At 39.2% G+C, this 23102-nt stretch carries 28 protein-coding genes; 17 read left to right on the forward strand and 11 right to left on the reverse strand.

The window, feature by feature from the left end:
* Positions 1 to 7 precede the first annotated feature (7 nt).
* Positions 8 to 1228, reverse strand: a complete 1221-nt coding sequence (locus ACFQZJ_RS02285) for a DUF3825 domain-containing protein (RefSeq protein WP_379931987.1) — start codon at positions 1226 to 1228, stop codon at positions 8 to 10.
* A gap of 51 nt (positions 1229 to 1279) precedes the next feature.
* The gene (locus tag ACFQZJ_RS02290) at positions 1280 to 2290 is read right to left on the reverse strand and encodes a helix-turn-helix transcriptional regulator (protein ID WP_379931989.1); all 1011 of its coding nucleotides are present in this window, start codon (positions 2288 to 2290) and stop codon (positions 1280 to 1282) included.
* A gap of 453 nt (positions 2291 to 2743) precedes the next feature.
* Between ACFQZJ_RS02290 and ACFQZJ_RS02295 the strand changes: the two genes are divergently transcribed.
* A complete protein-coding gene (locus tag ACFQZJ_RS02295; protein ID WP_379931991.1) occupies positions 2744 to 3013 on the forward strand; it encodes a helix-turn-helix domain-containing protein in 270 nt (89 codons plus the stop codon).
* Between the two features lie 2 nt (positions 3014 to 3015).
* Positions 3016 to 3285: a hypothetical protein gene (locus ACFQZJ_RS02300; RefSeq protein WP_379931993.1), complete on the forward strand. Its 270-nt coding sequence runs from the start codon at positions 3016 to 3018 to the stop codon at positions 3283 to 3285.
* Positions 3286 to 3306: 21 nt separating this feature from the next.
* On the opposite strand, the gene ACFQZJ_RS02305 is transcribed toward ACFQZJ_RS02300, so the two are convergent.
* Both ACFQZJ_RS02305 and ACFQZJ_RS02310 read right to left on the reverse strand, forming a co-directional pair.
* Positions 3307 to 3843 carry a hypothetical protein gene (locus ACFQZJ_RS02305; RefSeq protein ID WP_379931995.1) on the reverse strand — a complete coding sequence of 179 codons (537 nt, stop codon included), beginning with the start codon at positions 3841 to 3843 and terminating at the stop codon, positions 3307 to 3309.
* A gap of 23 nt (positions 3844 to 3866) precedes the next feature.
* Complete coding sequence (locus tag ACFQZJ_RS02310) at positions 3867 to 4175, reverse strand: hypothetical protein (protein WP_379931997.1); 309 nt, start codon at positions 4173 to 4175, stop codon at positions 3867 to 3869.
* Positions 4176 to 4393: 218 nt separating this feature from the next.
* On the opposite strand from ACFQZJ_RS02310, the gene mobC reads away from it, so the two are divergent.
* Positions 4394 to 4780 (forward strand): plasmid mobilization relaxosome protein MobC, encoded by a 387-nt coding sequence (mobC, locus tag ACFQZJ_RS02315; protein ID WP_379931999.1) that lies wholly within the window; start codon positions 4394 to 4396, stop codon positions 4778 to 4780.
* Positions 4777 to 7083 (forward strand): relaxase/mobilization nuclease domain-containing protein, encoded by a 2307-nt coding sequence (locus ACFQZJ_RS02320; protein WP_379932001.1) that lies wholly within the window; start codon positions 4777 to 4779, stop codon positions 7081 to 7083. The genes mobC and ACFQZJ_RS02320 overlap by 4 nt, the downstream gene beginning before the upstream one ends.
* 106 nt (positions 7084 to 7189) lie before the next feature.
* Here the strand turns inward: ACFQZJ_RS02320 and ACFQZJ_RS02325 are convergent, their stop codons facing one another.
* The 5 genes from ACFQZJ_RS02325 to ACFQZJ_RS02345 all read right to left on the reverse strand — a co-directional run bounded on the left by ACFQZJ_RS02325 (position 7190) and on the right by ACFQZJ_RS02345 (position 12269).
* Positions 7190 to 8065: an SDR family oxidoreductase gene (locus ACFQZJ_RS02325; RefSeq protein ID WP_379932003.1), complete on the reverse strand. Its 876-nt coding sequence runs from the start codon at positions 8063 to 8065 to the stop codon at positions 7190 to 7192.
* Positions 8052 to 9221 carry a serine hydrolase domain-containing protein gene (locus ACFQZJ_RS02330; protein ID WP_379932006.1) on the reverse strand — a complete coding sequence of 390 codons (1170 nt, stop codon included), beginning with the start codon at positions 9219 to 9221 and terminating at the stop codon, positions 8052 to 8054. The genes ACFQZJ_RS02325 and ACFQZJ_RS02330 overlap by 14 nt, the downstream gene beginning before the upstream one ends.
* Positions 9222 to 9307: 86 nt before the next feature.
* Entirely contained in the window at positions 9308 to 10567 is a 1260-nt protein-coding gene (locus ACFQZJ_RS02335; protein WP_379932008.1) for a serine hydrolase domain-containing protein, read from the reverse strand.
* Between the two features lie 223 nt (positions 10568 to 10790).
* A complete protein-coding gene (locus ACFQZJ_RS02340) occupies positions 10791 to 11525 on the reverse strand; it encodes a DUF4386 domain-containing protein (RefSeq protein ID WP_379932010.1) in 735 nt (244 codons plus the stop codon).
* 21 nt (positions 11526 to 11546) lie between these two features.
* A complete protein-coding gene (locus tag ACFQZJ_RS02345) occupies positions 11547 to 12269 on the reverse strand; it encodes a porin family protein (RefSeq protein ID WP_379932012.1) in 723 nt (240 codons plus the stop codon).
* Positions 12270 to 12806: 537 nt separating this feature from the next.
* Between ACFQZJ_RS02345 and ACFQZJ_RS02350 the strand changes: the two genes are divergently transcribed.
* From ACFQZJ_RS02350 to ACFQZJ_RS02400, 11 genes are all read left to right on the forward strand, one after another.
* Positions 12807 to 13901 carry an adenylate/guanylate cyclase domain-containing protein gene (locus ACFQZJ_RS02350; protein WP_379932014.1) on the forward strand — a complete coding sequence of 365 codons (1095 nt, stop codon included), beginning with the start codon at positions 12807 to 12809 and terminating at the stop codon, positions 13899 to 13901.
* A gap of 126 nt (positions 13902 to 14027) precedes the next feature.
* Positions 14028 to 14603: a Crp/Fnr family transcriptional regulator gene (locus ACFQZJ_RS02355; RefSeq protein ID WP_379932016.1), complete on the forward strand. Its 576-nt coding sequence runs from the start codon at positions 14028 to 14030 to the stop codon at positions 14601 to 14603.
* Between the two features lie 72 nt (positions 14604 to 14675).
* On the forward strand, positions 14676 to 15248 hold the full coding sequence (locus ACFQZJ_RS02360) for a hypothetical protein (protein ID WP_379932018.1): 573 nt from the start codon (positions 14676 to 14678) through the stop codon (positions 15246 to 15248).
* A gap of 319 nt (positions 15249 to 15567) precedes the next feature.
* Positions 15568 to 16161: a Crp/Fnr family transcriptional regulator gene (locus ACFQZJ_RS02365; RefSeq protein WP_379932019.1), complete on the forward strand. Its 594-nt coding sequence runs from the start codon at positions 15568 to 15570 to the stop codon at positions 16159 to 16161.
* A gap of 53 nt (positions 16162 to 16214) precedes the next feature.
* Complete coding sequence (locus ACFQZJ_RS02370) at positions 16215 to 16859, forward strand: hypothetical protein (RefSeq protein WP_379932020.1); 645 nt, start codon at positions 16215 to 16217, stop codon at positions 16857 to 16859.
* A 12-nt stretch (positions 16860 to 16871) separates the two neighbouring features.
* Positions 16872 to 17426 (forward strand): NADPH-dependent FMN reductase, encoded by a 555-nt coding sequence (locus ACFQZJ_RS02375; RefSeq protein WP_379932022.1) that lies wholly within the window; start codon positions 16872 to 16874, stop codon positions 17424 to 17426.
* A gap of 131 nt (positions 17427 to 17557) precedes the next feature.
* On the forward strand, positions 17558 to 17926 hold the full coding sequence (locus ACFQZJ_RS02380) for a hypothetical protein (RefSeq protein WP_379932024.1): 369 nt from the start codon (positions 17558 to 17560) through the stop codon (positions 17924 to 17926).
* Positions 17910 to 18404 carry an anthrone oxygenase family protein gene (locus ACFQZJ_RS02385; protein WP_379932026.1) on the forward strand — a complete coding sequence of 165 codons (495 nt, stop codon included), beginning with the start codon at positions 17910 to 17912 and terminating at the stop codon, positions 18402 to 18404. The genes ACFQZJ_RS02380 and ACFQZJ_RS02385 overlap by 17 nt, the downstream gene beginning before the upstream one ends.
* A gap of 41 nt (positions 18405 to 18445) precedes the next feature.
* Positions 18446 to 18847 carry a DUF5367 family protein gene (locus ACFQZJ_RS02390; protein WP_379932028.1) on the forward strand — a complete coding sequence of 134 codons (402 nt, stop codon included), beginning with the start codon at positions 18446 to 18448 and terminating at the stop codon, positions 18845 to 18847.
* 66 nt (positions 18848 to 18913) lie between these two features.
* Entirely contained in the window at positions 18914 to 19753 is an 840-nt protein-coding gene (locus ACFQZJ_RS02395; RefSeq protein WP_379932030.1) for an NAD(P)H-binding protein, read from the forward strand.
* A gap of 66 nt (positions 19754 to 19819) precedes the next feature.
* Positions 19820 to 19960: a hypothetical protein gene (locus ACFQZJ_RS02400; RefSeq protein ID WP_379932032.1), complete on the forward strand. Its 141-nt coding sequence runs from the start codon at positions 19820 to 19822 to the stop codon at positions 19958 to 19960.
* Between the two features lie 111 nt (positions 19961 to 20071).
* On the opposite strand, the gene ACFQZJ_RS02405 is transcribed toward ACFQZJ_RS02400, so the two are convergent.
* Both ACFQZJ_RS02405 and ACFQZJ_RS02410 read right to left on the reverse strand, forming a co-directional pair.
* Positions 20072 to 20926 carry a helix-turn-helix domain-containing protein gene (locus ACFQZJ_RS02405; protein WP_379932034.1) on the reverse strand — a complete coding sequence of 285 codons (855 nt, stop codon included), beginning with the start codon at positions 20924 to 20926 and terminating at the stop codon, positions 20072 to 20074.
* A 104-nt stretch (positions 20927 to 21030) separates the two neighbouring features.
* On the reverse strand, positions 21031 to 21474 hold the full coding sequence (locus ACFQZJ_RS02410) for an MBOAT family O-acyltransferase (protein ID WP_379932036.1): 444 nt from the start codon (positions 21472 to 21474) through the stop codon (positions 21031 to 21033).
* 445 nt (positions 21475 to 21919) lie between these two features.
* Here ACFQZJ_RS02410 and ACFQZJ_RS02415 point away from each other — a divergent pair, with 445 nt between their 5' ends.
* Together ACFQZJ_RS02415 and ACFQZJ_RS02420 are read left to right on the forward strand one after the other, a co-directional pair.
* Positions 21920 to 22426, forward strand: a complete 507-nt coding sequence (locus ACFQZJ_RS02415; RefSeq protein ID WP_379932038.1) for an RNA polymerase sigma factor — start codon at positions 21920 to 21922, stop codon at positions 22424 to 22426.
* Between the two features lie 6 nt (positions 22427 to 22432).
* On the forward strand, positions 22433 to 23092 hold the full coding sequence (locus tag ACFQZJ_RS02420; protein ID WP_379932040.1) for a hypothetical protein: 660 nt from the start codon (positions 22433 to 22435) through the stop codon (positions 23090 to 23092).
* The last annotated feature ends 10 nt before the right edge of the window (positions 23093 to 23102 follow it).

Below are 23102 nucleotides of genomic sequence, written 5' to 3' on the forward strand. Positions count from 1 at the left end.
TATCAAATTATTTTTGTTCAGGGTTTAACCAGAAATTATCCGGTTTTGCGATTAGCCTAGCATTCTGATAAGCATCTTCTAATTCAAGAATTGTTTCAGGCTTGTAGTAACCACTATCATGGTCAAGTACTAAGGCAAAATCAGGTAATTTATTAAATGTTGCTCCTAAATAAATGGGCATCAAGTATTGAATTTTGTCTTCTTGCGGACGGTACTGAGGAACTACCAATTTATAATTTCGCTTTGAAAGCTCATAAGAACATTTAATGGCTGTATCTAGGATTACGGCTAATTCAGTAGTTGAACGTTCTTGGTAGTTGTCGGGAAATCTATTTTTGCGTTCTTGGACAATATGCCTAAGCTTTTCATCATCAGGGTCATAGAACTCGGGTTCTGGTTTGAACACTATTTCATTTACACTATTATAAAATTGAGCTGGTTCGGGCATTATTTTATTAGATATGGGGTTTCCGTTTATGGTAAAGGAAATTTCGGCTAACGTTGTTCTCTTTTTCAGAATTATTGGATTAGCATAATATATTCCATTACTTCCTTTCTTAATTTGGACAACAATATAAATAGGCTTGAAATAGATGTTTAAGAGACCTGAATTAAATAGGGCATAATTTTTATTGTCGTCAATTAAAATTTTCTTTCCTCCATCCTCTTTGGTTAATCGGATAAAAATATATTCCAAATATGATTTTAAGATTGGATGCGGTATCGTCGAGGAATGAGTTCCATAGGTCCATTTCTCAGGAATTGCGGTAGTGGCCAACTCTTCAATAAAATCAAACCCGTCTTCCCAACTTGTCTCAGGATTATCAAAGCAAATCAACCCGATGTTGAAGAGCAGATTTTCCTTGACTAAATTCTGGACACCATTTAGGTTGAGAAAGTAAATTCCTTCAAAATTTCTATTGAGTGTTTTCCTTTGGAAAAAACCGTAAATTTTTTCACCCTCTTTATCCACAAACCCCGTTTCATAATAGGCATAGTTGGCATCATCTTTTTCAATCAAATTATCACCTCTATCTTTTTGATAACCATATTTATTTAAGTATATAATGTTTTTGTTTAATGTGACATGACTGTAAAAATGCTTGTTGAATTTATCAAATTCTGCATATTGACTGGTGCCCTCTAATATTGAGTTTAGTTCATTGACGAAGGTTCCACTATTGTTGATGAATCCAAAGTCAAAAATTCCAAATTTTGATGTGGCCATATTAATTATCTTTTTTGCAAATATCAATTAAACTTGTGCAGTACAGTTGCACTAGTCAAAATTTTCCAATTGAGTTATAACTCTTAGTTTCATTTTTTCCTTAAAATTAGATGGGCCAAGAATCTTTATGGCTTCACCATAAGACAACAATAGTTGCTCTAATTCGAAGTTGGGGATTACCTCAATAGAAAAGCGATATCCATCTTCTGAGTCTATAATTGTCTTTTGTGAACCGTGTAGAGGTTTTGTTTTAATATATGGGGCAAGTTTCTGGGTGGCTTGCAATTCTATTTTTATCGGTTTCTCTTCTAAAAGTTTAGATACGCCAATAATGTCTTCGAAATACTCATCAAAGTCTATAGCACTACTTTCAAGATATTGTGTTTCCGAATTTTTAATGTCCTTTATTCTATCTAAAGCAAGATTTGTGAGGTTTTCATAGCTGCCACTCTTTCCAAATAAAAACCAACGGTTATTATAGTTTTTCAAGTGGTACGGATGGAATACGATTTTTTGTTCGGTATCACTTTTAAAAGATTGATAAGTTATTTGTAATGTTTGCTTATAGAGGATGGCATTGAACAGAGGGGTTAAATGTTCGGTGCCCTTTAAAAATTCATTACGGTCAAAACTGATGATATTATCGGAATGATTCGATAATTTAAAAGTATCATCAAGTTTGGGAAGTAATTCATTGATCCATTCAAATTGTGGCATTCCCTTAAAGCGTCTCAATACCATCATCGCAGATTTCAATTGTTCGGCCTCCAAGTCGTTTATCGGTTGATTGTTTATCGAAAAGGACAAGTCTTCATAGCGGAAGTACTTTTTTCTTCCATCTTTGATTCTTTCTAATGGAATGTTCCAACCTTGGGAAGATTCCATAAAAGTAATATCGTCGTATAATTGCCGCCTTTTTATACCGGAAGAATTGGGATCTAGTTCGGAAATGGCTTCATTACAAATTTCTAAAAGGTCATCTATGTAAAATCTCCTTCCCGGATTTCTGAAGCACCTATCCAATGCTTGATAGCGGATTATTGCGTTTTTAATAATGGCCATTCGGTTAGGTATCGGTTAAGCCTTAAAAATATGAAAACCTGTGCAGACAAACTGCATAAATTAAGGACTTAATCATATCCTGAATAATTACCCTGCGAAAAAATATGTCATTTCTCATTGACTCATTCTAACCAAATCTAGGTAGCGACGAAGAATATCTCTATCAATTTTAAAGAGCAATTAGTTTTCTCCCATAAGTACTTCGGTGTAACGTGAAAATATTAGGGGGGTCTGACGGCAAAAGTGCGACAGTCATAGAATTATTCTATGAAAAATCGAGAAGCCGATTTTCAAAACTGAACCTTCTAGTCTTAATTAAACAAACCCTTTTTTAAAATGATTCGTGTCCAATATCCAATCATCCAGGCCCCACAACGAATTAAAGAGTGATTTGTCGAAATCCAAGACCCTAGTTTAATAGAAAACATATCTTCTGGCTTTCAAATCGTATTTATGGAGGTCGTCCTATTGGAAAAAGAAGCTTTTTTCGCCTTGTTCAGAAAGGTGGTCGAACATGTTGAGGCCAATAGGAAGGATACCGAGGACAAATGGATCGACGGGGCGGAGGTAATGTCCATACTAAGGATAAAGTCCACGACCACATTACAAAGATTAAGGGACGAGGGAAAAATCAGGTATTCCCAACCCCAAAAAAAGATTATCCTTTACGATAGGGACTCCGTTATGGAATATATCGAGAAACACGCCCGAGAAACCTTTTGATCATGGAAGAAGAAATCAAAGTCGACGAAAAATTTAAAAGTGCCTTTAACATGGGCTACCGTGTGGCAAAGGAGTTAGATCTGAAAACCCAAATAATCAAGGATCAAGAAAAACTGATGCCAAATAGCCCGATACATATGGGTATGCAACAGTATATTGATGAAGCCAAACAGTCCATGAATATTAAGAAAAACGAATCTTTGAATCAAAGTATGAACGATACCCTTAAAAGGAAGAAAGGCAGATCACGCGGTAAAGGGCCGAGCCTATAGTTCCTCAAAAGTTTTGCGCTGTCAATTCATTGCCGAACAATACATATCGATAACCTCTAGAATATTCTCATAGGTATATTCATCCACCAACGACAAATCAAACTCGCTAGCGAAATTGCATAAGAGTAGTTTGAGTTCTAAAATAGTATCCTCCTCCAATCCACTGGCTTTAGGTTCATAGATTTTGTAGGCAAGAGACCTGCCAAATTCCTCGTCGAATTTCTTTTCCGAATAGGTATCGCAATCAGCTAAATAATGCTCGAAATAGCACATGTATTTTTGGTTTATGCCCCAAAAGTACAGCGCTGTAAGTTCGTCCTTTCCAAGGCCATTTTTGAACTGCCATAGCATCTCAAATAGGCCAAGTCTGATTTCATAGGGCAAGTCAAACCCATAATGATTGACGCTTCTGAACAAGTCGGTAATCGTGCTATTGTTTGATAGCGGTTCGAAGGAAAAAGCCATCAAAAGTTCGCGAAGAACCGATTTTTTGAAATAGGCTACGGTAGTCGAATTGACCTCTTTTGTAATGAACATTCTGTCGCTGATACTTATCAAAGTGCTTTAATTTTTTTTCCTGTTTACACGATAGGATTTTGATATTGCCCAAAGATAAAGATACGGAGTACGCATTTTAACGGAGGAGGTCGTACGTTTTTTAACTTTTTTAATTCATCCAAGCATTCCAAAGCCGCTGCGGAAGTCGTACAAAAACTCCACTCCAATCCTCCCCGTTCGGACACGCTCCGCTGGTCCGCCCGTGAAGTCTTTCCGTTCCGATTTTGCACGACACCCTCACGGCCGCGCAAAAGCCCAAGCGGCGGAAATGCCGCTTGCCCTTTTTTCTCCCTACCCACAAAAAACCTGGACACTTCCGTATTTCTTTCCATTTTTTCAATGTCATATCGAACCAGATAAATTTCGTAATTGTACCCATTTGAACCTATATGGTCTTATCTAATTTTGGAAGTTAAATAATTGACTATAAGATAGTTATAATCATATTTCATTGATTATATTTATCCGTGAAACGGATAGCGAGGTGTATTCTAAGTAACTTAGAATTGTCTACTTCTGGCGAAGTGTTTTGCTCCGAAAAGCAAGAAAAATGGAACAACGAAAAAGAGGTCGAAAACGATTGGGAAACAAGAAGCGGTACCATAATATCATGCTGCGTTTCAACGATACGGAATATGAAAAATTGGGGCAACTATGCGAATCGTACCAACTAGATATTTCCAAAAGGGGAACGATAAGTCCGTTGCTCAGAAGATTGATCTTGCAACAAGGGGCAGAGGAAAAAGATAAGCTCCCCGACACTTCGAACCTTGCCTATCATTTCAATAAAATTGGGAACAATATCAACCAATTGGTCAAGCTGGCACACCACAAAAATTTGAGAAGTCCGAACAGTAGTTTGCAAAACGAGATACAAAGAACCAATGAATTGCTTTATCGACTCTTGGAAATTACGAACGAAGAAAAACCGGGATGATAGCAAAGCTGATTTATGGGGATACCTGTCAAGGAATAATGAAGTACGTTCTTGGAAAAGAGGGCATGCGAATACTCGGTTACGGCAATATATTTTCGCAGAACATAGCGCCAAAGTTCTTTGAAAACGTACTCCATTTTCAGGGACAGCGCAACGCTACAAAAAACCGCTATGTGCACATCAGCCTGAACCTTCCCCATGGGGAACACCTGGACGACAAGACCTTCCTAAAAATATCCGAAGAGTACATGGAGAATATGGGTTACGGGGAGCAGCCCTACGTCGTTGTCAGACATACGGATACCGAGCATGAACACGTCCATATCGTAACCACCAATGTAAAGGAAGACGGACAGGTACTAGGCATCTTCAACAGCCATAGAAGGAGCATGGCGACGCGGCAACACCTCGAAAGGAAATATGGCCTATCCCTAGCACCCACAACAAAACAGAAAAGCCAGCTGCCGATATACCGATTGCCGGAACTACAGTTCGGAATGGATGCGGAAAAGGGGACGAAATATTACTTACAGGATGTACTCAACAGCATCAACCAGAAATACAAGGTGCGGAGTTTCGAGGAACTGGAAAGATTGGTCAAACCCTATCATATCGAAATCAAACGGACCAAGAACGAATCTGGAAGGATAGGGGTAAAGTACGGACTGGACAACCAAAAGGGATATCGGACAAATTTCATCAACGGCTCCGAGGTACACCGTAACCTAAGCGGTTCGAAACTGCAAAGGGTATTCGACATCCATTCTAAATCGAAGCTGTTGCCGATGCAACGGAAACGTCTGTTGAAACAAATTGAAACTACCTACGGCCTTTTCAAAACCATCCGTCCGCACGACCTAATAGATGTGTTCAAGGGGTATCAGGACATCGACGTCAAACTGGACAAAAAAGGAGATGTTATAGAGGGATACACCATCTTTGATAAATCTCGCTATGTCTTCAGGGCAAGGGAACTCGGCAAGAACGTTCGGATGCAGAATCGTTTGGATATTTTCGGCAATAGGGAGGAACCCACCCAAATCGATACCGAAAGCAGACAGTTCAGATTGGAAGTCCAAAAAGTTATAAAAGAGGCATTGACGACATCCTATCTGAAATCCCAGAAACAACAAGGACTGTTATCGGAATATATCATGACTATTAACTTCAGCGATATAGTTCCGAGCTTGAAGGCCTCAAAAAAGCATAGTTTCCTGGAACGCTACATCCCAAAAGATAAAAGGACGGAATTCAGGAAAGCCGTAGAAAAGATATTTCCGATTGTCAGGGAAAGGTTATATATAGTTGAGACCAAGAAGGAGAAGGTCGCTCTGCAAGACAAAGTCAATCTCATAGGCAAGGTATTGAAAAATAAAATCTTCGATATCGGCACAGAGCAGGGAAGCGTTCGTCTTTTGTTTCAGGTCTTGGGCGTAAAATATCGTAACGAACAATTGTCCTATACGAATTCGGACAGGCATACAATTCCGGTAAAATTGGGCAAACTAGCTTTTCCGGAAGCTATGGAGAACTATGTGTCCTCGAGCTTTGTCCGTCAAAACCATTTGATGCTGGAAATGCTATCGGAACGGTCTTCCGAAAGCGGTCCGAAGCTGACGGCCACCGCTATGTTCTTGCCGATGATATTCCCTAAGCTTTATAAAAGATTGAATCCCGAGTACAGAAAGCAATACGATAGCTTGGCGTTAAGCGCATATATAAAAGATGCAGAACGGATGCATGCGCCCTTTGAAAAATCGGCAAAGGACTACATCGCCTTTTTTAATGCCAAGGGGTTCTATTTTGTAAAAGGGGAAGAAGGGCTAAAAATAAAGTCAATTTATACAGGCAACGACTCAAGTCATGCCCTTTCCAAAAGAACAAATCTTTATCTAAGTTCGGTTTCCGATTTGACAAGAGTCTTTCAGAAACAAAAGCCCATCATCCAAGAACTATTGGAAGAGGGCAGGAACAATCTGAAGAATCTATGGGCAGGGCATCTGATGGAAAGGGGAATGTACGACAAGTTCGCATTCATGTTAACAGCTGAAAAAGTCTATCCGAACCTGCATCGGGAAATGGTGCAGCACCATATGGATAACGGACTTCGCGAAAGCGTAAACGTAGCATCAGCAAGGTATTCCAATATCCAACAAAACCGAATGCTCAGAAAAGGCGTTTATGCCGTTAGCTCCTTATTGGGTGGTAGCGGCAAAAAAACTGAAGAGATGTATAACGGGTTCAAGGACGAGTTGACCGATTGGTCGAAATATAAGGGTAAAAGCAGAGGAGTTTCATTCTAAAATCTGTAGTTTGTTTCATTACTGAAACGGGTTCCTTTTCCTGGAGTAATTTTTGTCACGTCAACTATTTTGAACTACAAAGACTCTAATTGAAAATATCTCAACTTTAGATTTTTTTCTTTAAAACGTCTACCTCTATCTGAAAAAAGGTACCAAGCCTATTGCTTCCGTATCTCGGAGCAATGGCATCTTCGGCCATTAAGGTCAGGAAAAACTCGATTGGCCCGTAGGTCTTGGAAGAAGTAAAGGTCCGTAAAGCCCAAATAATAGACTTTCTCAACCAATGTGGAAAATGTATGACATTGATGGGTTTCCCACAGGCCAAAAGTGCCAGTTCGGCTACCTCGTTATGGGTCAGAATATCGGGGCCACCGATATTGATTTCGGTTTTGGGGGATGCTATGGCATCGACACAGGCAATGGCGAGATCTCTTCCGTGGATGGGATTGAATTTCTGCTCTCCACTTCCAAAAAGATAGACTCTACCTTTTTTTGCCATATCCAAAAAATCCTTCATGTCAGAGAAAAATCCATTAGGACGAATGATGGTATAGTCCAAACCAGAAGCAACCAAGTCATCTACAAAAGCTTCTTTGGCTTCACAGATTTTAAGGTTCCGATGCAGGTTGCCATTCAACACCGACACATAGATGAATTTTCGAACTCCGGCCCTCATTGCCTCATTTAACAGATTCACGTTTGCTTGATAATCGACATCCCAATACGTAAGTCCGTCTTTTTGACGTGTGATACCGACTGTAGAAATCACGGTGTCCACACCCTCGAAAAGTCCTTTTAAGGTTTCAGGCTGGGTAAGTTTAGCTTTTACTATGGTTGCGGTTTCCGAAATAAGTTGTGCCGCTTTTTCGGTATTTCTTACCACTATTTTGGTCGGTATTTGTCGTGTTTCCAACTCTTTGGCCATATGGCCGCCTAGATAACCGGTTGCACCAGCCAATAGAACAGTTTTATCCTTCTTCATTGTCCTTTCCTTTTTTTAAACTTTTCAATTGTGCGAGCACCTGCATCATAAAGACGACGTGCTTTTTTTGGTAAGCGGTCTGGTTAAAGGTGCCCGTGAGATACACATCCATTTCAGGGCAGTAGTACATAAACGCACCAGAGGTACCTGAATGTCCGATCAACGTCAGTCTTCCTAAAAGGGGATTCAACTTTTTTAATTGGAACTTCCGAAGGCCATAGCCATATTCCAATCCAAAGGATTCCTTGACCCATTTTTGCATTTGGCGCAGGCTTTTTTTGGAAACCAATTTTTCTTCGTTCAACGCCTTATGAAATTTCAAAAGGTCTTGTGCGGTCGTCGCCAAGCCCCCTCCTGCCCAATCGGCGCTCAAACTTTTGAACGAACTGATTTCGGCATCGTCAACATACAACTCGGCCAGTTTGCCCGTGGATTCATCCAAAGGTTGTGAACGCAAATGCATATAGGTATTTTGCATGTTCAACGGACGGAATAGTTTCTCGGATAAGACTTCATGTAAAGGCTTTCCGGTCAGTTCCTCTATCAACAATCCCAATAGAACATATTCCGTATCCGAATAATGATACCCCTTGCCCGGTAGAAAATGAGGGGTCAGTTTCGACTTCGCAAAATCGATGGTTTCCAAAGGATTCCACATCTTTTCAGGGTCTGAAAACAATAGTTCCATAAAGGCTGGGCCTTCGTTTGGGGCGTCCTCGAAATAATCCGGGAGTCCGGATGTGTGATTCAATAGCTGTTTAATTCGAATTTGTTGAGAATAATCAACGTCTTTGTAAATATGTAATCCTTCTATAATGTCTGAGGGCAAATATTCGGCCAAGGAGTCGTCAACATCCAGTTTTCCTTCTTCTTGCAATATCATTACCAAAGTAGCCGTATAGGTCTTGGCGATACTTGTGGAAAGAAAAGGATTGTTCTCAGAAACGGGCGTTCCATCTTTAAAATTTCCTTGGGCGTAGTTCCAGTCGATTCCCAGTCTATTCGAATGCACGGTCAAGAAGGCGTTGTGGACATTTTTTTGCCGCAACTGCTTTTGAAAGAGGGAATCCACTTTTTTATGCGCTTTTTCCAGTTTTTGGGAATAGGTCAAGCTACTTGTTAAGAGCCACATGAGTAGTATTGTTTTGAGATTCATAATTTTTCTATTTATAGTGGAGAAAGGATGCCAAATCAGTCATTCATTTATCATTTGCACTTTTGGTATCCTATCTCCTAATCCTATTAATTACTTTTCAAAAAGGCTTGTATTCCTTCCTCTATCTTTTGTTTTACCGTTTCCCATTTTCCTTCGTTCTCTGTGAAGGTGCCATCAATATTGCTAGTTATCACAAAACCATAACTGCCGTTATCCGCAATTTCCATGTGCGATGAGACGCCCAAACTGTTACCGCCGTGCATCCATTTGCCGTTTTTGGAGTACCAGTAGAGTCCGTGGTTTTCGGCGAATGCATTCGGCACTGTTCCATCGGGGAGTTGTTCCGTGAACAAAAGCTCGTAAATTGAAGGTGCAAATAATGTTGAAGATTGCCCCTTGATGCCACGGGTCATATCCAATAAATAGTTGCCCAAATCTTCATTGGTCGTATGCATACTTCCTTCGGGATAACCGTGATTGCCATAAAATGGAAGCGGTCTGGCCGTGTCGATATATGGAATCGCTATTTTGCTAAAGTCTACTTCTAAAATATTAAAAGTGGACGAATTCATCTGTAATGGTAATAGGATATTCTCTTTTACGTAGGCGTCAAACGATTGCCCAGTTGCCGACTCGATAACAAATCCCATCAATGAAGTGGCCACGTTAGAATAGGACCACGAACTGCCCGGTGCAACATTGCTATAGGTGTCGGCTCCGTAGAAGACACCATCCTCCAAAAAGTATTCTCCAAGGTAATCTGGCAGCGAAATGGGGTTTGAAACTTCCAATCCGAGACCGTTTAGCAGAATACCTGCCGCCTCGCCGTTTAAATCCTGATCGGGCAACACCACATAGTTTCCTACAATATAATTGCTGGGGTTATCAATAATACCAGAGCTATGTGTCGTTAAATGCTTGACCAAAATGACGGCCTCCGGTTTTTGAAGGTTTACAATTTCGACCGGTAATATATCATTTATAGGAGTCTCTAGCGTAAAATGGCCTTGTTCGATTGCCTTGGCGGTCGCGGCTCCAACAAAGGTTTTGCTCAAGGATCCTATCCCATTTTGGGTTTGATTGGTATACGCTTTCTGATTTTGTATGTCTGCAAATCCAAAGCCGCTTTGAAAAACGATAGCGTCATTTTCAATTATTGTTACCGCAAAACCGGGGACATTCTCAGTTTCGATAAGCGTTTGAAAATAAGTGGTCAATTCAGCGGTGGTCATCGTATCCGATGGTTCAGAAAGCACTACCACCTCATTGTCGTCACTTGAACAAGAGGTCAATGTGACGAATAAACTCAATAATAATAATCCGATTATTCTAGCTAATGTTGTCATAATTGTTTTGTTTTTGTACCCTCTCGATTAGTGGTCGAGAGGGCGACTGTTGTTAATTGATTGATGTTTGTTTTCGATATGAATTGTCTCTTAATAGCCGTAGTTCCTGTATTCGGCCCAGCGGACACGTTTGCTATTCCTAAAACTGGAGAAGACAATAAATCTTCTTGATGTTGTGGGTGTTTCTTTTACTGATAATTTCATGATGTTATTTTTTAATGATTTATGATTGTTTATTTCGTTGCAAATATGATTTGGAATTAGCTGCCAGTCGTTCGCATTTATGATTTGGGACTTTTTTCACTCCTTTAGCTAATAGATAAAAACAAAGTGAGAACTCCCCTAAATCAGCTGGTAGGGTAATCCATTCAGATAGGGCTTTGCTTTCCGAAGGAAAAAGGAAATACAGGACAAAATCCATCAAATATCCGAAGCAACCCAGTATCAAAAGGACGCCGATACCTTTTGGAAATAGCTTTGATGTAAGGACCAAATAGCCCAGTGGCAGCAACCATAGCCCAAAAAAGAGTTGCGCGATACGATAACCGTTACTGTGGAGATTCAGATGGAACAACACCTGATTTTGTACTTGTTCCGAATTGAATCCTTCGCCGTTGAGTAAAAGTAATGGCGCATAATGGTTCAACATATTGATGCATAGGATTGCCACGGCTACCGAAACACTTAAGACCATAATCTGTGCCAACCATTTATTGGTTTCCTTTAATATTCGAAAGAGTACCAGGGGCAATACGAAGTAGGCCAGTTGCATGAGCAGGTCGCTTATAAACCCTAAGCGGAACAACAATTCATTTCGGGAAATAGTTGCTACGGTCTTCGCCCCATCGGTCAAATCGACCAAGGTGGCACGGACGTACTTTTCCGCGAAAATGCCACATAGAATTACTATGAGATATAATACGCCTGCTACCCTTGCTGTTTTTTTGATTGATTGCATGATGAATAAACTCCTTTGTTTTTATTGGTATTCGACAGGAAAAGGTTGGTTGTCGATTTCTTCCCAGAGGGCCATATCCTTCTTTTTTGCCTTGGCCAGCGGATTGTTCTTCCACTTTTTAGCCAATAGCAAATTCATATTGAAATAGCGGTTGTAGAGGTCCGTGCCATTACCCATATCGACCATACCATAGTGATACCGAAGGTCAAGCAGTAATCTGGACTTCTTCAGTTGAAATTCATAGCCCAGGCCGAATTGTACTCCGGCATCCCAACGGCTGTACGAGTCTGCTCCCGAACCGAATTTCATTCTCGTTTTGCCTCCGGGTAAGGTTTCGTTCGCTTCCGTTTTTACTCTTCCGTGAAGGTTATAACTGACCACGGGTCCGGCATTTACATATAGATTGCACAGATGCAATCGTGCCAGTACGGGCAGATCCAAAGTGTTGAAACGGATACGGGTTTCTTGCCCCGTAAGCGGATTGTTGTTTTCCAACTTTGTCCCTTTCATCACAAAGTAGAGTTCGGGAACTACGGAAAAGTAATCGTTGACCCCCATTTGAAAAGAGGCTCCGGCCTGAAGCCCCCAATAGCCCTTCTTGAAATCTTTTAGGGCATTGTTGTTGTCACCAAAATTCATTGTTGTGGGCGTGTAGTTAATGACTACATCTAAATAGGTTTCTTGGGCGACAGAGTTTAAGACCATCAACCCGATTGTCATAAGTGTTAGAAATTGCTTTTTCATCTTTTTGATTTATTGATTTATAAGAATTGATGGGACAAAGATGAAAAAGGATGGTAGGGGCAGACGCCCGTACTTATGAATCGGAACTTTTTAAGTGAGATTTGGAACTTTTTTGGGATTGAATTTGAGAAGAAAAATGAGACTACGGATTTCAAAAGTTCATGTTACACCCATTCCGAAATCAATTCCCTTAATTGCGAATCATCAGGTGGTTTTTTTTGTTCTTTTTTTAACTAAAGTCAATAAATACCTTGGCTGGCAGTAGTCGGACACTAGTTGTCCTTTTAAATGGAAGAGGGGTAACGTAGATTGTAATCAAAATACTGAAAAATGGAAATCCATATAAACTGGTCTTGGTGGGAAGCGGCTTTTTTCATTTCCTTCCTAATCTTAATTTCAAGAATTAGTGGAAAGAAAGCGGGTAAAATAGTTAAGAACGTTTTACGCAAATGGTTGTCAAAAAGCTAAATGAATATTTATTTTTAAATGTAACACAATCAATGATTAAATTACATTGATAAACTGAAGCGCTAATCAATGAAGCTATCCGCCATCACAAAAAGAAATATCGTTCGGATCATTCCTTTCGGGATCATCTGGCTGGTCTTCGGGGCCTTGTTTTTATGGGTGGAATATGCCGCCATAGGCAATCAGGAGAATATCCCGGAAACCGCGGTTCGTCTCGATGCCGATATACTGACGTTTGCTTTGACCGGCATCACACTTATCGGCCTGTTAGTGGGTTTGCTAGAATTACTTTTCTTGAACCGCTTGTTTGAAAAGAAAAGCTTCTCGGTAAAAATAACCTCCAAGTTTCTGATCTATGCGGCTTTCTTCTTGATACTGATTTTTATCACTTTTCAGATTGCGGCCAGTATGGAATTCGGAACCTCGGTCTTCGATGAACGGGTATGGAAAAAATACGTAGCCTTCTTTTTCAGCATCACGAATGTAAGCACGATGATACAGCTATCGTTTTCGCTATTGGTCTCATTGCTCTATGCGGAAATCAGCGAAAACCTTGGACAAAATGTATTGCTCAATTTCTTTACTGGTAAGTACCACAAGCCCGTTGCCGAGACCCGAATTTTCATGTTCGCCGATATGAAGGACTCGACTTCTATTGCCGAACAGTTGGGGCACATCCGTTATTTTGAAATGTTGAAGTCCTACTATTTTGACCTATCGAACGCTATTGTCAAGAATTACGGCGAAGTTTATCAATATATCGGAGATGAAATCGTGATTTCTTGGAAACTGAAAAACGGCATAGCTAAGAATAACTGCATCCATTGTTACTTTGATATGAAAGCGGATTTGTTAAAACGAAAGGATGTTTATTTGGAGAAATACGGACGCTTTCCCGATTTTAAAGCGGGGCTGCATTTTGGCGAGGTTACAACCGGCGAAATCGGAGCGTTGAAAAAAGAAATCTTCTTCACGGGAGATGTGCTGAATACCACGGCCAGAATACAAGGGTTGTGCAATGAATACGGAGTTGACCTACTTGTTTCCAAAGACCTTGTTGACCAACTTGATTTGGAGCATGGATATTCCGTTCAAATTCAAGGAAAGCCTCAGCTCAAGGGAAAAATCGATGCTTTGGATTTGGCAACGGTAACTTTGAACTGAAGTTCGTTTTTACGATTTCAGAGAATATTTTTTCGAACACAATTCGGAAAAACTAGACTGAAAAACCTAATAAGAAACAATAACTAAAAGTGAAAATAGTATTCCTTTTGTTTAAAATTTAAGGCTATGGAAGTACTACGGATACAGAAATGCATCGATAATTACAGTGACCATTTGACTAAAAAATCACGGAATGCTATTGCCGATTTATGTGATGAACATACTTTTAAAAAGGGAACTATTTTATTGAAGCCCAATCAGACCGACACCTCAGATTACATTCTGTTAAACGGTACTGTCCGAACCTTTTTAATAAATACAGAAGGGAAAAAAATAACATTATATTTTTTCGAGGAGAATACTATTATTCCCCCACACGTAACTCGTACCGAAAAAGGGAAATCACTTTTGTACTGTGAAGCTTTGACCGATTGTATTATCGCCAAGATGGATGCCAGTGCTTTTGAGGCGTTGATGATTACTAATCTTGAAATTCGAGAATTCGGGAATTCCGTTTTGCGTCAAGAATTAGCAAACAAGGTTCAGAAAGAAATCAGAATGGCCTCATGGACAGCTAAACAACGTCTCGAACAGTTCCGTAACGATTTTTCCATGCTCGAAAATCGCGTGCCTCACCCTATGATAGCCTCTTACTTGGGTATTACCAACGTTTCCCTCAGCCGATTGCGAAAACAGGGCTGATTTGCTTTTTATCATTTGTTAATGTAGCGTCGAATTTTACACTGTTCCTTTGTTACATAAAATCCAAGGGAAATGAAAACGTTCGAAAAAATTATCAGAAACCATCTTCAAGGAAGGAAAGTACTACTACTATTTATAGTAGCCAATATCGTTTATGTACTTATGCTCACTGTTACGATTCCCAATGTTATGGAGCATACCGAAGGAATGAAGCTATTGGATATGATGCCGATGGGATACGATTCGGAATATGTCAATACCCTTTTCAGTACCCTTGGCCAAACGGGACGCAATACCTATCTGTACCTTCAAATTCCCATAGACATGGTATATCCGTTGCTCTTCGGAATTAGTTTTAGCCTATTGCTCGCTTATTTTTTAAACAAACTGAAAAAGCTTAAAACACCATTTCTTTATCTGTGTCTTCTGCCTATATTGGCAGCTACGGCCGACTATGCAGAGAATATTGGAATTATAACTTTGTTGAACCACTATCCGGAAATATCGAAAAATACCATAATGATTACCAATAGTTTTTGTCTGCTGAAGAGTTCCTTCACCACATTAAGCTTTGTAGTTCTTATCTTTATCTTGCTTACCCTTGGCATTAAAAGTTTCAGAAAATTAAAAAGTAGTAGCGCCTAATCTTTGCAGTATTCTTTTTGCGCATTTATTCGTAAGGTCAGAATGGTACTGGTAACGACTTATCTTAAAGCCGGAATCATCATTTCATGTAATATATTTAGGGTCGGTTTTCAAAAAACAAGCCCTAACCGTACCAATTTTTTAGTCTTTATTGCAAGTGATTGTTAAAGGAAAGACAAAATATATTCTCATTCTTAAATCAAAATTACCCCTCAGATTTTATATGCCCAATTCATTCTGGGCAGCTAATTATATTGGTATCCACCTTTTTAATTTGTGGTTAATTCTTTAAATTGAATTCATTCAAATACCGTAAGAATTGAATTTTAAAGAATCGCATCATCTTATACTCAATAACGTATCTCGGTTTATCGATTTAACCGAGCTGGAAAAACAGAGGTACATTTCTTTATTGACCGAAATTGAGGTTCGGAAGAAAGATTTTCTTATGCAAGCGGGCGAGATTGCCAAGTATGAGTACTTTATAACAAAAGGATGCTTGAAAGTCTATACCTTAGATGAAGATGGGGCACCTCATATTTCAATGTTTGCTATTGAAGATTACTGGACTGGTGATTTGTCTAGCTTTATGAGCATAGAACCTTCCAGATATTATATTAAAGCAACTGAACATTCTGAACTATTGGGAATTTCAAGGGCAGACTATGATTTGCTGTTTCAAGAGATTCCAAAATTTGAACGATTTTATCGCATCTTATATCAAAAATCTTTAATAAGTTACATCAGACGCTCAAACCATGGCATATCGCTAACCGCGAAAGAAAGATATATCAATTTTAAAAAGAAATATCCTCAGATAGTGAATAGGATTACCCAAAAAGATTTGGCCGGATATATTGGGATTACGCCAGAATTTATGAGTAAAATTATCACAAAGGTTAACCACAAATAAAAGTCTTAAACTAGTTCATTTTTTTTCACACCGCCTCATCGGAATTTTGAAGTGTGAAAGAAATAAGACTCATATCGGTAACAGTAATACTAGGTTTTGCAAGTACTCTGCAAGCACAGTTTACACAATTAGAACTGTTCTCAGGTTTTGATAAAACAGACTTCACCTTATTCTCTAATTATCCGATTAATGATAGTAATACCTTAAGCATTGCTACCCTCGCTTTCTTCCAGAAATTTAGAGAAAAAGAAAATCAAATTTTTGATGAAGTAGGCGTACAATCTACATTATTCTGGAACGTCAACAAGACTATTGCTCTAGGACCTTCCCTGTACTATAATAGCTTTGGAGGATTTTCGGAAAGGCTTTCGGCTAAGTTCACCCTGAAGAATTCGAGAGCTTTGGTAGTGGTCGTTCCTACGGTAGCCTATTCAGAAAAGAAAGATGCGGGCCTGGGCGAAATATTTTCCCAATTTCAATTCCACGTACCACTCAATGAAAAGGTTTGCTTGTGGTTAGTTGGGCAGTTCTTAACTGTTTGGGATAAGTTCAAATCACACTCTAGAAGTTTCCAACAATTACGTTTGGGCGCAGCCTATAAAGACCATCAACTTGGACTTGGGGTGGACTTTGACCAATACGGAACTGAACCAATTCGAAAATCGAGTTTCGGAATCTATTATCGTAACACATTTTAAATCTTACATATTATGAAAAAAGTAATCACAATTGCAGGCAGCAATAGTCAAAAATCAATCAACAAAAGTCTTTTAGGTCATACCGCCAGCTTGTTGAAAAATGTAGAAATCGTATCTATCGATTTAAATGATTATGTACTTCCTATCTACGGCGAGGACTTCGAGGCAGAAAATGGCATTCCTACAGCAGTAAAAAGATTGGATGAGCTAATTAATACAGCAGATGCCTTTATCATCTCATTAGCAGAACATAATGGTTCGTACGCTGCGGTGTTTAAGAATGTGATAGACTGGTTATCGCGTATGCAAATGCAAATTTGGAGAGAAAAGCCAATGCTATTGATGGCTACTTCACCCGGAGGAAGAGGCGGCGTTACCGTCTTACAGTCAGCTGAGGCTAGTTTTCCATTTCTAGGGGCAAAAATCATCAAAACCTATTCACTACCCTCATTTTACGACCACTTTAAAGAAGGTAAAGTAATAGAAGAACAATACAGAAAAGAGCTAGAAGATAAAATAGCTGCATTTTCTAATGAGCTACAAAAGAAACCTTTGGAAGCTTTATAATAGTTCGCTTCACAACATAAAATTTGGAAAGTTGCCTAACGCACTTTTGGAACAAATCATACTTCCGCTCGAATAAATGAAGGGCGGCATAATTGCACAACTTTGTGTCGTCATAATCAAAAAACCATACGATGATGATAACTATTATAAAATTGCTAATCGGAATTTGTTTAACGCTATTGGAGGCATATAACAAACCGGAAACGATTAATGACTACAAGCCTCTTGGGTACACAGCATCTATAACTGAAGATCCTGTTAAAACAAAAGCGTTTGAGATTCTCACCAATAAATGTAATGTATGCCACGAGCAACGCAATCGCAGACGTGTCTTTACCGAGAACAATATGAACAACTGGTCAAATGACGTGTACAAACAAGTGTTCATTAAAAAAAGAATGCCAAAGGGCAAAAAAATTAAACTCACTAGCGAAGAATATCAAGATTTACTCACTTGGATATCATCCTTAAAAAACAATCAAAATGGAAATCAACTTTAAAATTATCGTATTGATGCTAGGTATCTTATTTACAGGACTTACAGCAGGATTATGCTTTACGTGGTCTAACGCGATAACACCCGGCGTTGGGAGACTAGATGACTTAGGGTTTTTACAATCGTTTCAAGCAATGAACCGAAGCATTATCAACCGTAGTTTTCTTATTGTTTTCTTTGGCCCCGTGGTGCTTTTATTTATCAATGCCTTTTTATATCGCAATGCACATCCGACGACATTTTGGTCATTTATGCTCGCGGCAATTCTATTCCTTTTTGGAATAGGGTTGATAACGGTTTTCAAAAATGTACCGCTCAACGAAATACTCGATAAAACCATTCTCGAAAATCTTTCAGCACTAGAGCTTAAGGAACTACGAACCAAATTTGAACAGCCTTGGAACCGCTGGCACATCCGGCGTACTATATCCTCATTTACATCATTCGCATTGCTGTTAATAGGCTTGATCTATTTAAAATAATACAGCAAACACAATATTCATTCATCAAAAAACGAACAGTTATGAAACTAGTAAGAGCAATTAGCATTGGGATACTTATTTGGATAATCGGCGTGAGCCTATATGCGTCGTCCTATTATGTACAACTTTTAGAAAACGCGGAACAGCAAGCCAATATATGGCTGTCCATAGTGATAATTCCTGTGGTCTGGTTGGGGGCAAAATTATATTACGGAAAGGATATTAGTACTCATGGGCTTTGGGTGGGACTTACTTTCTTTATGATATCCGCAATTTTAGATGCCCTCATAACCGTACCATTTACCATACTTCCCTATGGAGGAACGTATTATGATTTCTTCGTCGATTTCGGCTTTTGGTTCATTGGACTAGAATTTATCGCAACGACAATTTTGTATTGGTATCTCAAAGTACATCGCAAAAGAATTACCGCAACTTATTAGTAGAAAATAATATTAGAAACTTCAAGTATTAGAAGCATAATCAATATCAATTAAAAACAAGTAAAAATGAAAACAGAAAACATCTTAGTAATCGGAGGAACCGGAAAAACAGGAAAGAGAGTGGTTCACCTTTTGGAAGAATTGGGTCAGAACGTGCGAATAGGTTCACGTAGTGCTTCGCCAGCATTTGATTGGCATCAGCCTGAAGGTTGGGCCAAAGCATTGGAAGGAATGGACAAAGTGTATATTACCTATCAGCCTGATTTGGCAGTTCCTGGAGCATTAGAAGCAATTGAACAACTTGTAAAAGAATCAAAACGCGCCAAGGTAAAGAAACTGGTTATCCTTTCAGGAAAAGGAGAGCGTGAAGCGCAACTCTGCGAGCAGGTTATCATCCATTCAGGATTGGACTATACCATTGTTCGTGCCAGTTGGTTCAACCAAAACTTTAATGAAAACTTTTTGCTAGAACCCGTTCTGGAAGGTGTGGTAGCATTGCCACAGGCCGAAGCACAAATCCCTTGGGTCGATGCCGATGATATTGCGGCAGTGGTTACCAAAGCCTTAACTGAAAATGAACACAATGGAAAAATCTATCAACTTACTGGTCCGCGTACCCTAACTTTCAAGGAAGCTGTAGCCGAAATTGCCAAAGCCAGTAAACGTGAACTTACCTTCATACCTATTTCAGTTAAGGAATATGGTGATGGAATGAGAAAAGCCAGTATTCCTGAAGATTTTGTCTGGCTCATCGAATACCTCTTTACCGAAGTATTGGGCAATCCCGAATTGGCCGAAGTGACCAATGATGTTGAAAAAATATTGGGTAGAAAACCCATCGATTTCAGCGAGTATGCTGCTAAAGTGGCGGCAACAGATATTTGGAATCAAAAGAGTTTAGCATAAAAAGTATAAACTAAAACAAGGCTGTGTTCAACACATAAGTTTAACACAGCCAATTAAAAAACTTATATGAATAAGAAATTGACGTTAGGATTGATTTTTGGAGCAGGAATTGGGCTTTGCGCCGGCGTCTTAACTGGTAGTATTGCCATAGGGCTAGCACTTGGAGCTGGCATAGGTTTGGTATTTGGAGTTATTTCTAAAAAATAAAAATGACACGTTTTTTAAAATATGCTTTTTTATCACTTGTACTGATTGTTGTATGGCTGGTAGTTATTTTTCTGTCACACTAAAGGTATGACATTCCACACGCGAGGCACTCTATTTTATTTGGCTCGGGCGATAACCGAACTTTTTGGCAAAAGCATTTGAAAATGAACTAAGGCTATCGTAGCCTACTTGCCATGCGGCCTCTTGTACGGTGGCTTCTTTTTCGCTGATTAGCTTGTGTGCAGAAGAAAGCCGCTCGTTTTGAAGGTATTTGAAAACAGGAACTCCAAAAATGGCTTTGAATTCCTTTTTGAGTCGAGTCGTGTTAAAACCAATGGCCTTTGAAAGCTCTGAAAGTGAAGGTGGATTATCTAAATTTTCCAGAAGAATCTCTTTTGCCTTATTCAATTGCTCTCTATGCAGTGGTTTCGAAGCTTCTTGTTGTTTAAGGGCCAGTTGGCCAAAGAAATGAGATAACAAAGCAGTAATCTGGCTTCTGAAGAACATCATTTTGGTCTTGCCGGTGTAGTTGTTCGAGAAAAAGGCATCGACGATGCGTTCCATTTCCGGAGTCATCAAAAAACTTGGTCCCTCTACATAATGATCGCTCGGATCTACCAGTTCTTGAAGCAGTTCGGCGAAAATCTCTCCCTCATCATTGGGCAAATGGGCCAAGTTTCTAGGAGCGGTCGCCACCACGATACACTCCAAGTTTTTGTTAGGGGATACCGTATGTTCAAATTCCACTTTTTCATCCGCATAAAAGGAAAGGGCCAAACCTTTGGTGTGGTTAAAGTTCTTTGTCTTCTGGTCGTATTTGACAGCTAGGTCAACGTTTCCCGATCCGTAAAAAGCAACTGCGATCAACGGTTCTTCAAAAAAACAGGCATCCACTTCTACGGTATCGGAAGTTGCTTCCTCCACCAAAACCACAAAGTCATTGATATGGATAAAATCACGGGTCATAGTAGCTTAAAGTTACAAGTTTTATGGAAAAAAGATTCGTGTTATTTCCTCTCGGCCTAACGCTTTGAATTTCATTTTACCCATAAATGCCATATTTCATCCCATTACAAAGTTAAAAGTAGCCTTGCCAATACATAGCATGTCGAAATCGTCATCACATGTATTAGTGCTTTGAAGGGAAATATAAACTTCTTAAGTGAAATTTTGGCAAAGTCCTCCAGTACAACTACAAAAGCCATTATGCCAAACCATATCGTGATGATAAAAGACCCTTGCCCGGTTATAAGCAATACTGCTACATCGTGGATACCGCCCGAAACAAGAAAAGTCGCGATAATAGCAACTTTCTCCGGGAAAAAATTACGCAAGGGTCTATAAACAAAGTATCTTAAATAATAGCTCCATATAGGATTCCAATACCTCCAAAAAGAGGAGAATGAATTCGCTCCAAGGGAATTATTAAGCATGTTTCGCAACGATTTGGAATGGCCTAACGGCACTCCGTTAACGGACTTCACATAATCAGAAAGGCTATTTCTCTTGGACATGGGCTGCTGCATTATGCAGCGACAAGTTACCAAAAGGTATTGTAAGGGAAAGGGGGTTATATCACATAACCTTAAAAAATTCACACTTTTCCTATAGTAAATAGTATAAAGGTTTTTTTGCATCGATTATGCATTGCATTTCAATCTAAGGATTGATTTAGAATAGATTACGGGAATTTGTCCTTTCCAAGCATTTCATACTACATTATCCATAATCAGTTGTACCATGAAATGGGCCACATTGATACGACTGACTACACCCGCCCTAAAAATCCCAAATTTTCCGAAAATGCGCGATATGATGAGATTTGGGACTTCTATATAATAATCGGAACTTTCGATAGGGCCCAACTTCCCAAATTGCAAATGCTTGAAAATATTCTCCAAAAAAAATATCCCAAAAAGTGTGATTTTTTTTAAAGTGTTGCGAATAATAGAGTAAAGGATGATGGCAAACAAAAAAGACAGATTCATAACCCTGATAGATGAACATAAAAAAATCATCTATAAAATTGTGAATTCCTATTGCCCGAACAGAGCGGATCGGAAAGATCTGGAGCAAGAAATCATTATTCAACTCTGGAAGGCATTCGACAAGTACGATCCAGATTATAAATATTCCACTTGGATGTATCGAATCGCTTTGAATACGGCTATCTCCTTTTACAGAAAAGAGAAAAAATGGTATACCAAAACTGACTTTTATAGCGATGATTCCATTTTTATCTTGGCGGATGAAGACAATGACGATGGAGTAGAATTGAATCAGAATATCAAATTATTACAGGATTTCATCCATAATTTGAAGGAACTGGATAAAGCCTTGATGTTATTATATCTAGAGGACAAAAGCTATGAGGAAATCGGCGAGATCTTGGGAATCACAAAAACGAATGTGGGTACCAAAATCGGCCGAATCAAATTAAAACTGAAAAAGGAATTTATAAAATAGGGAATCATGGAAACAAACGAATTAAAAGAACTTTTTGCGGCATACGATGCCAAACTAGATCGAGCATTACAATTGAACGAAAGGTCGCTGAAAAAGATAAAGTTGGACAAAATCCAAAAACAGACCCGCTGGATAACTGTACTTAGAAGTATCGAGGTAGTCTCGTTCTCAATATTGGTCGTTATGCTCTGCAGCTATATAGCCGACAACTGGGCCGTTACGCATTTGGCCGTTAGCGGGATCATTATTCACGTTTTTGCGTTGATCGCCCTTGTAGGAAGTATCGGTCAGTTGGTCTTGTTACAACAAATCGATTACGTAAAGCCGATCGTAGAAATCAGAAAAAAAATCGAAAAGGTCAATTCCCATGCCTTATTATTCTTGAAATTGGTATTTCTTTCGGCACCGGTTTGGTGGGCATATCCCTTAGTGGCCCTTGACTATTTTTTCAATATCGACCTGTATCCTCATTTGGATCCCGATTTTGTGCTAAATTATGTTGTGGTCAATGCTTTGTTGGTTTTCCCTCTTCTTTGGTTTTTAAGTAAATTGGCCTATAAAAACCTGCATATCAAATGGGTGCGAAAGACCATTGGCTTTTTTACCGGTACAAAAACAAAGAAGGCCTTGGAATTTTTAAATGAAATAGAGGAATTTGAAAAATAACGTCACATTG

Source organism: Maribacter chungangensis (genome assembly GCF_042676845.1).
GTDB lineage: Bacteria > Bacteroidota > Bacteroidia > Flavobacteriales > Flavobacteriaceae > Maribacter > Maribacter chungangensis.

Excerpts from the sequence above, each read along its gene's own strand:
- ACFQZJ_RS02285 (WP_379931987.1), bottom strand. The coding sequence starts at position 1,228 with ATGGCCACATCAAAATTTGGAATTTTTGACTTTGGATTCATCAACAAT.
- ACFQZJ_RS02290 (WP_379931989.1), bottom strand. The coding sequence starts at position 2,290 with ATGGCCATTATTAAAAACGCAATAATCCGCTATCAAGCATTGGATAGG.
- ACFQZJ_RS02295 (WP_379931991.1), top strand. The coding sequence starts at position 2,744 with ATGGAGGTCGTCCTATTGGAAAAAGAAGCTTTTTTCGCCTTGTTCAGA.
- ACFQZJ_RS02300 (WP_379931993.1), top strand. The coding sequence starts at position 3,016 with ATGGAAGAAGAAATCAAAGTCGACGAAAAATTTAAAAGTGCCTTTAAC.
- ACFQZJ_RS02310 (WP_379931997.1), bottom strand. The coding sequence starts at position 4,175 with ATGGAAAGAAATACGGAAGTGTCCAGGTTTTTTGTGGGTAGGGAGAAA.
- mobC (WP_379931999.1), top strand. The coding sequence starts at position 4,394 with ATGGAACAACGAAAAAGAGGTCGAAAACGATTGGGAAACAAGAAGCGG.
- ACFQZJ_RS02320 (WP_379932001.1), top strand. The coding sequence starts at position 4,777 with ATGATAGCAAAGCTGATTTATGGGGATACCTGTCAAGGAATAATGAAG.
- ACFQZJ_RS02325 (WP_379932003.1), bottom strand. The coding sequence starts at position 8,065 with ATGAAGAAGGATAAAACTGTTCTATTGGCTGGTGCAACCGGTTATCTA.
- ACFQZJ_RS02330 (WP_379932006.1), bottom strand. The coding sequence starts at position 9,221 with ATGAATCTCAAAACAATACTACTCATGTGGCTCTTAACAAGTAGCTTG.
- ACFQZJ_RS02335 (WP_379932008.1), bottom strand. The coding sequence starts at position 10,567 with ATGACAACATTAGCTAGAATAATCGGATTATTATTATTGAGTTTATTC.
- ACFQZJ_RS02340 (WP_379932010.1), bottom strand. The coding sequence starts at position 11,525 with ATGCAATCAATCAAAAAAACAGCAAGGGTAGCAGGCGTATTATATCTC.
- ACFQZJ_RS02345 (WP_379932012.1), bottom strand. The coding sequence starts at position 12,269 with ATGAAAAAGCAATTTCTAACACTTATGACAATCGGGTTGATGGTCTTA.
- ACFQZJ_RS02350 (WP_379932014.1), top strand. The coding sequence starts at position 12,807 with ATGAAGCTATCCGCCATCACAAAAAGAAATATCGTTCGGATCATTCCT.
- ACFQZJ_RS02355 (WP_379932016.1), top strand. The coding sequence starts at position 14,028 with ATGGAAGTACTACGGATACAGAAATGCATCGATAATTACAGTGACCAT.
- ACFQZJ_RS02360 (WP_379932018.1), top strand. The coding sequence starts at position 14,676 with ATGAAAACGTTCGAAAAAATTATCAGAAACCATCTTCAAGGAAGGAAA.
- ACFQZJ_RS02375 (WP_379932022.1), top strand. The coding sequence starts at position 16,872 with ATGAAAAAAGTAATCACAATTGCAGGCAGCAATAGTCAAAAATCAATC.
- ACFQZJ_RS02380 (WP_379932024.1), top strand. The coding sequence starts at position 17,558 with ATGATGATAACTATTATAAAATTGCTAATCGGAATTTGTTTAACGCTA.
- ACFQZJ_RS02385 (WP_379932026.1), top strand. The coding sequence starts at position 17,910 with ATGGAAATCAACTTTAAAATTATCGTATTGATGCTAGGTATCTTATTT.
- ACFQZJ_RS02390 (WP_379932028.1), top strand. The coding sequence starts at position 18,446 with ATGAAACTAGTAAGAGCAATTAGCATTGGGATACTTATTTGGATAATC.
- ACFQZJ_RS02395 (WP_379932030.1), top strand. The coding sequence starts at position 18,914 with ATGAAAACAGAAAACATCTTAGTAATCGGAGGAACCGGAAAAACAGGA.
- ACFQZJ_RS02400 (WP_379932032.1), top strand. The coding sequence starts at position 19,820 with ATGAATAAGAAATTGACGTTAGGATTGATTTTTGGAGCAGGAATTGGG.
- ACFQZJ_RS02405 (WP_379932034.1), bottom strand. The coding sequence starts at position 20,926 with ATGACCCGTGATTTTATCCATATCAATGACTTTGTGGTTTTGGTGGAG.
- ACFQZJ_RS02410 (WP_379932036.1), bottom strand. The coding sequence starts at position 21,474 with ATGTCCAAGAGAAATAGCCTTTCTGATTATGTGAAGTCCGTTAACGGA.
- ACFQZJ_RS02415 (WP_379932038.1), top strand. The coding sequence starts at position 21,920 with ATGATGGCAAACAAAAAAGACAGATTCATAACCCTGATAGATGAACAT.
- ACFQZJ_RS02420 (WP_379932040.1), top strand. The coding sequence starts at position 22,433 with ATGGAAACAAACGAATTAAAAGAACTTTTTGCGGCATACGATGCCAAA.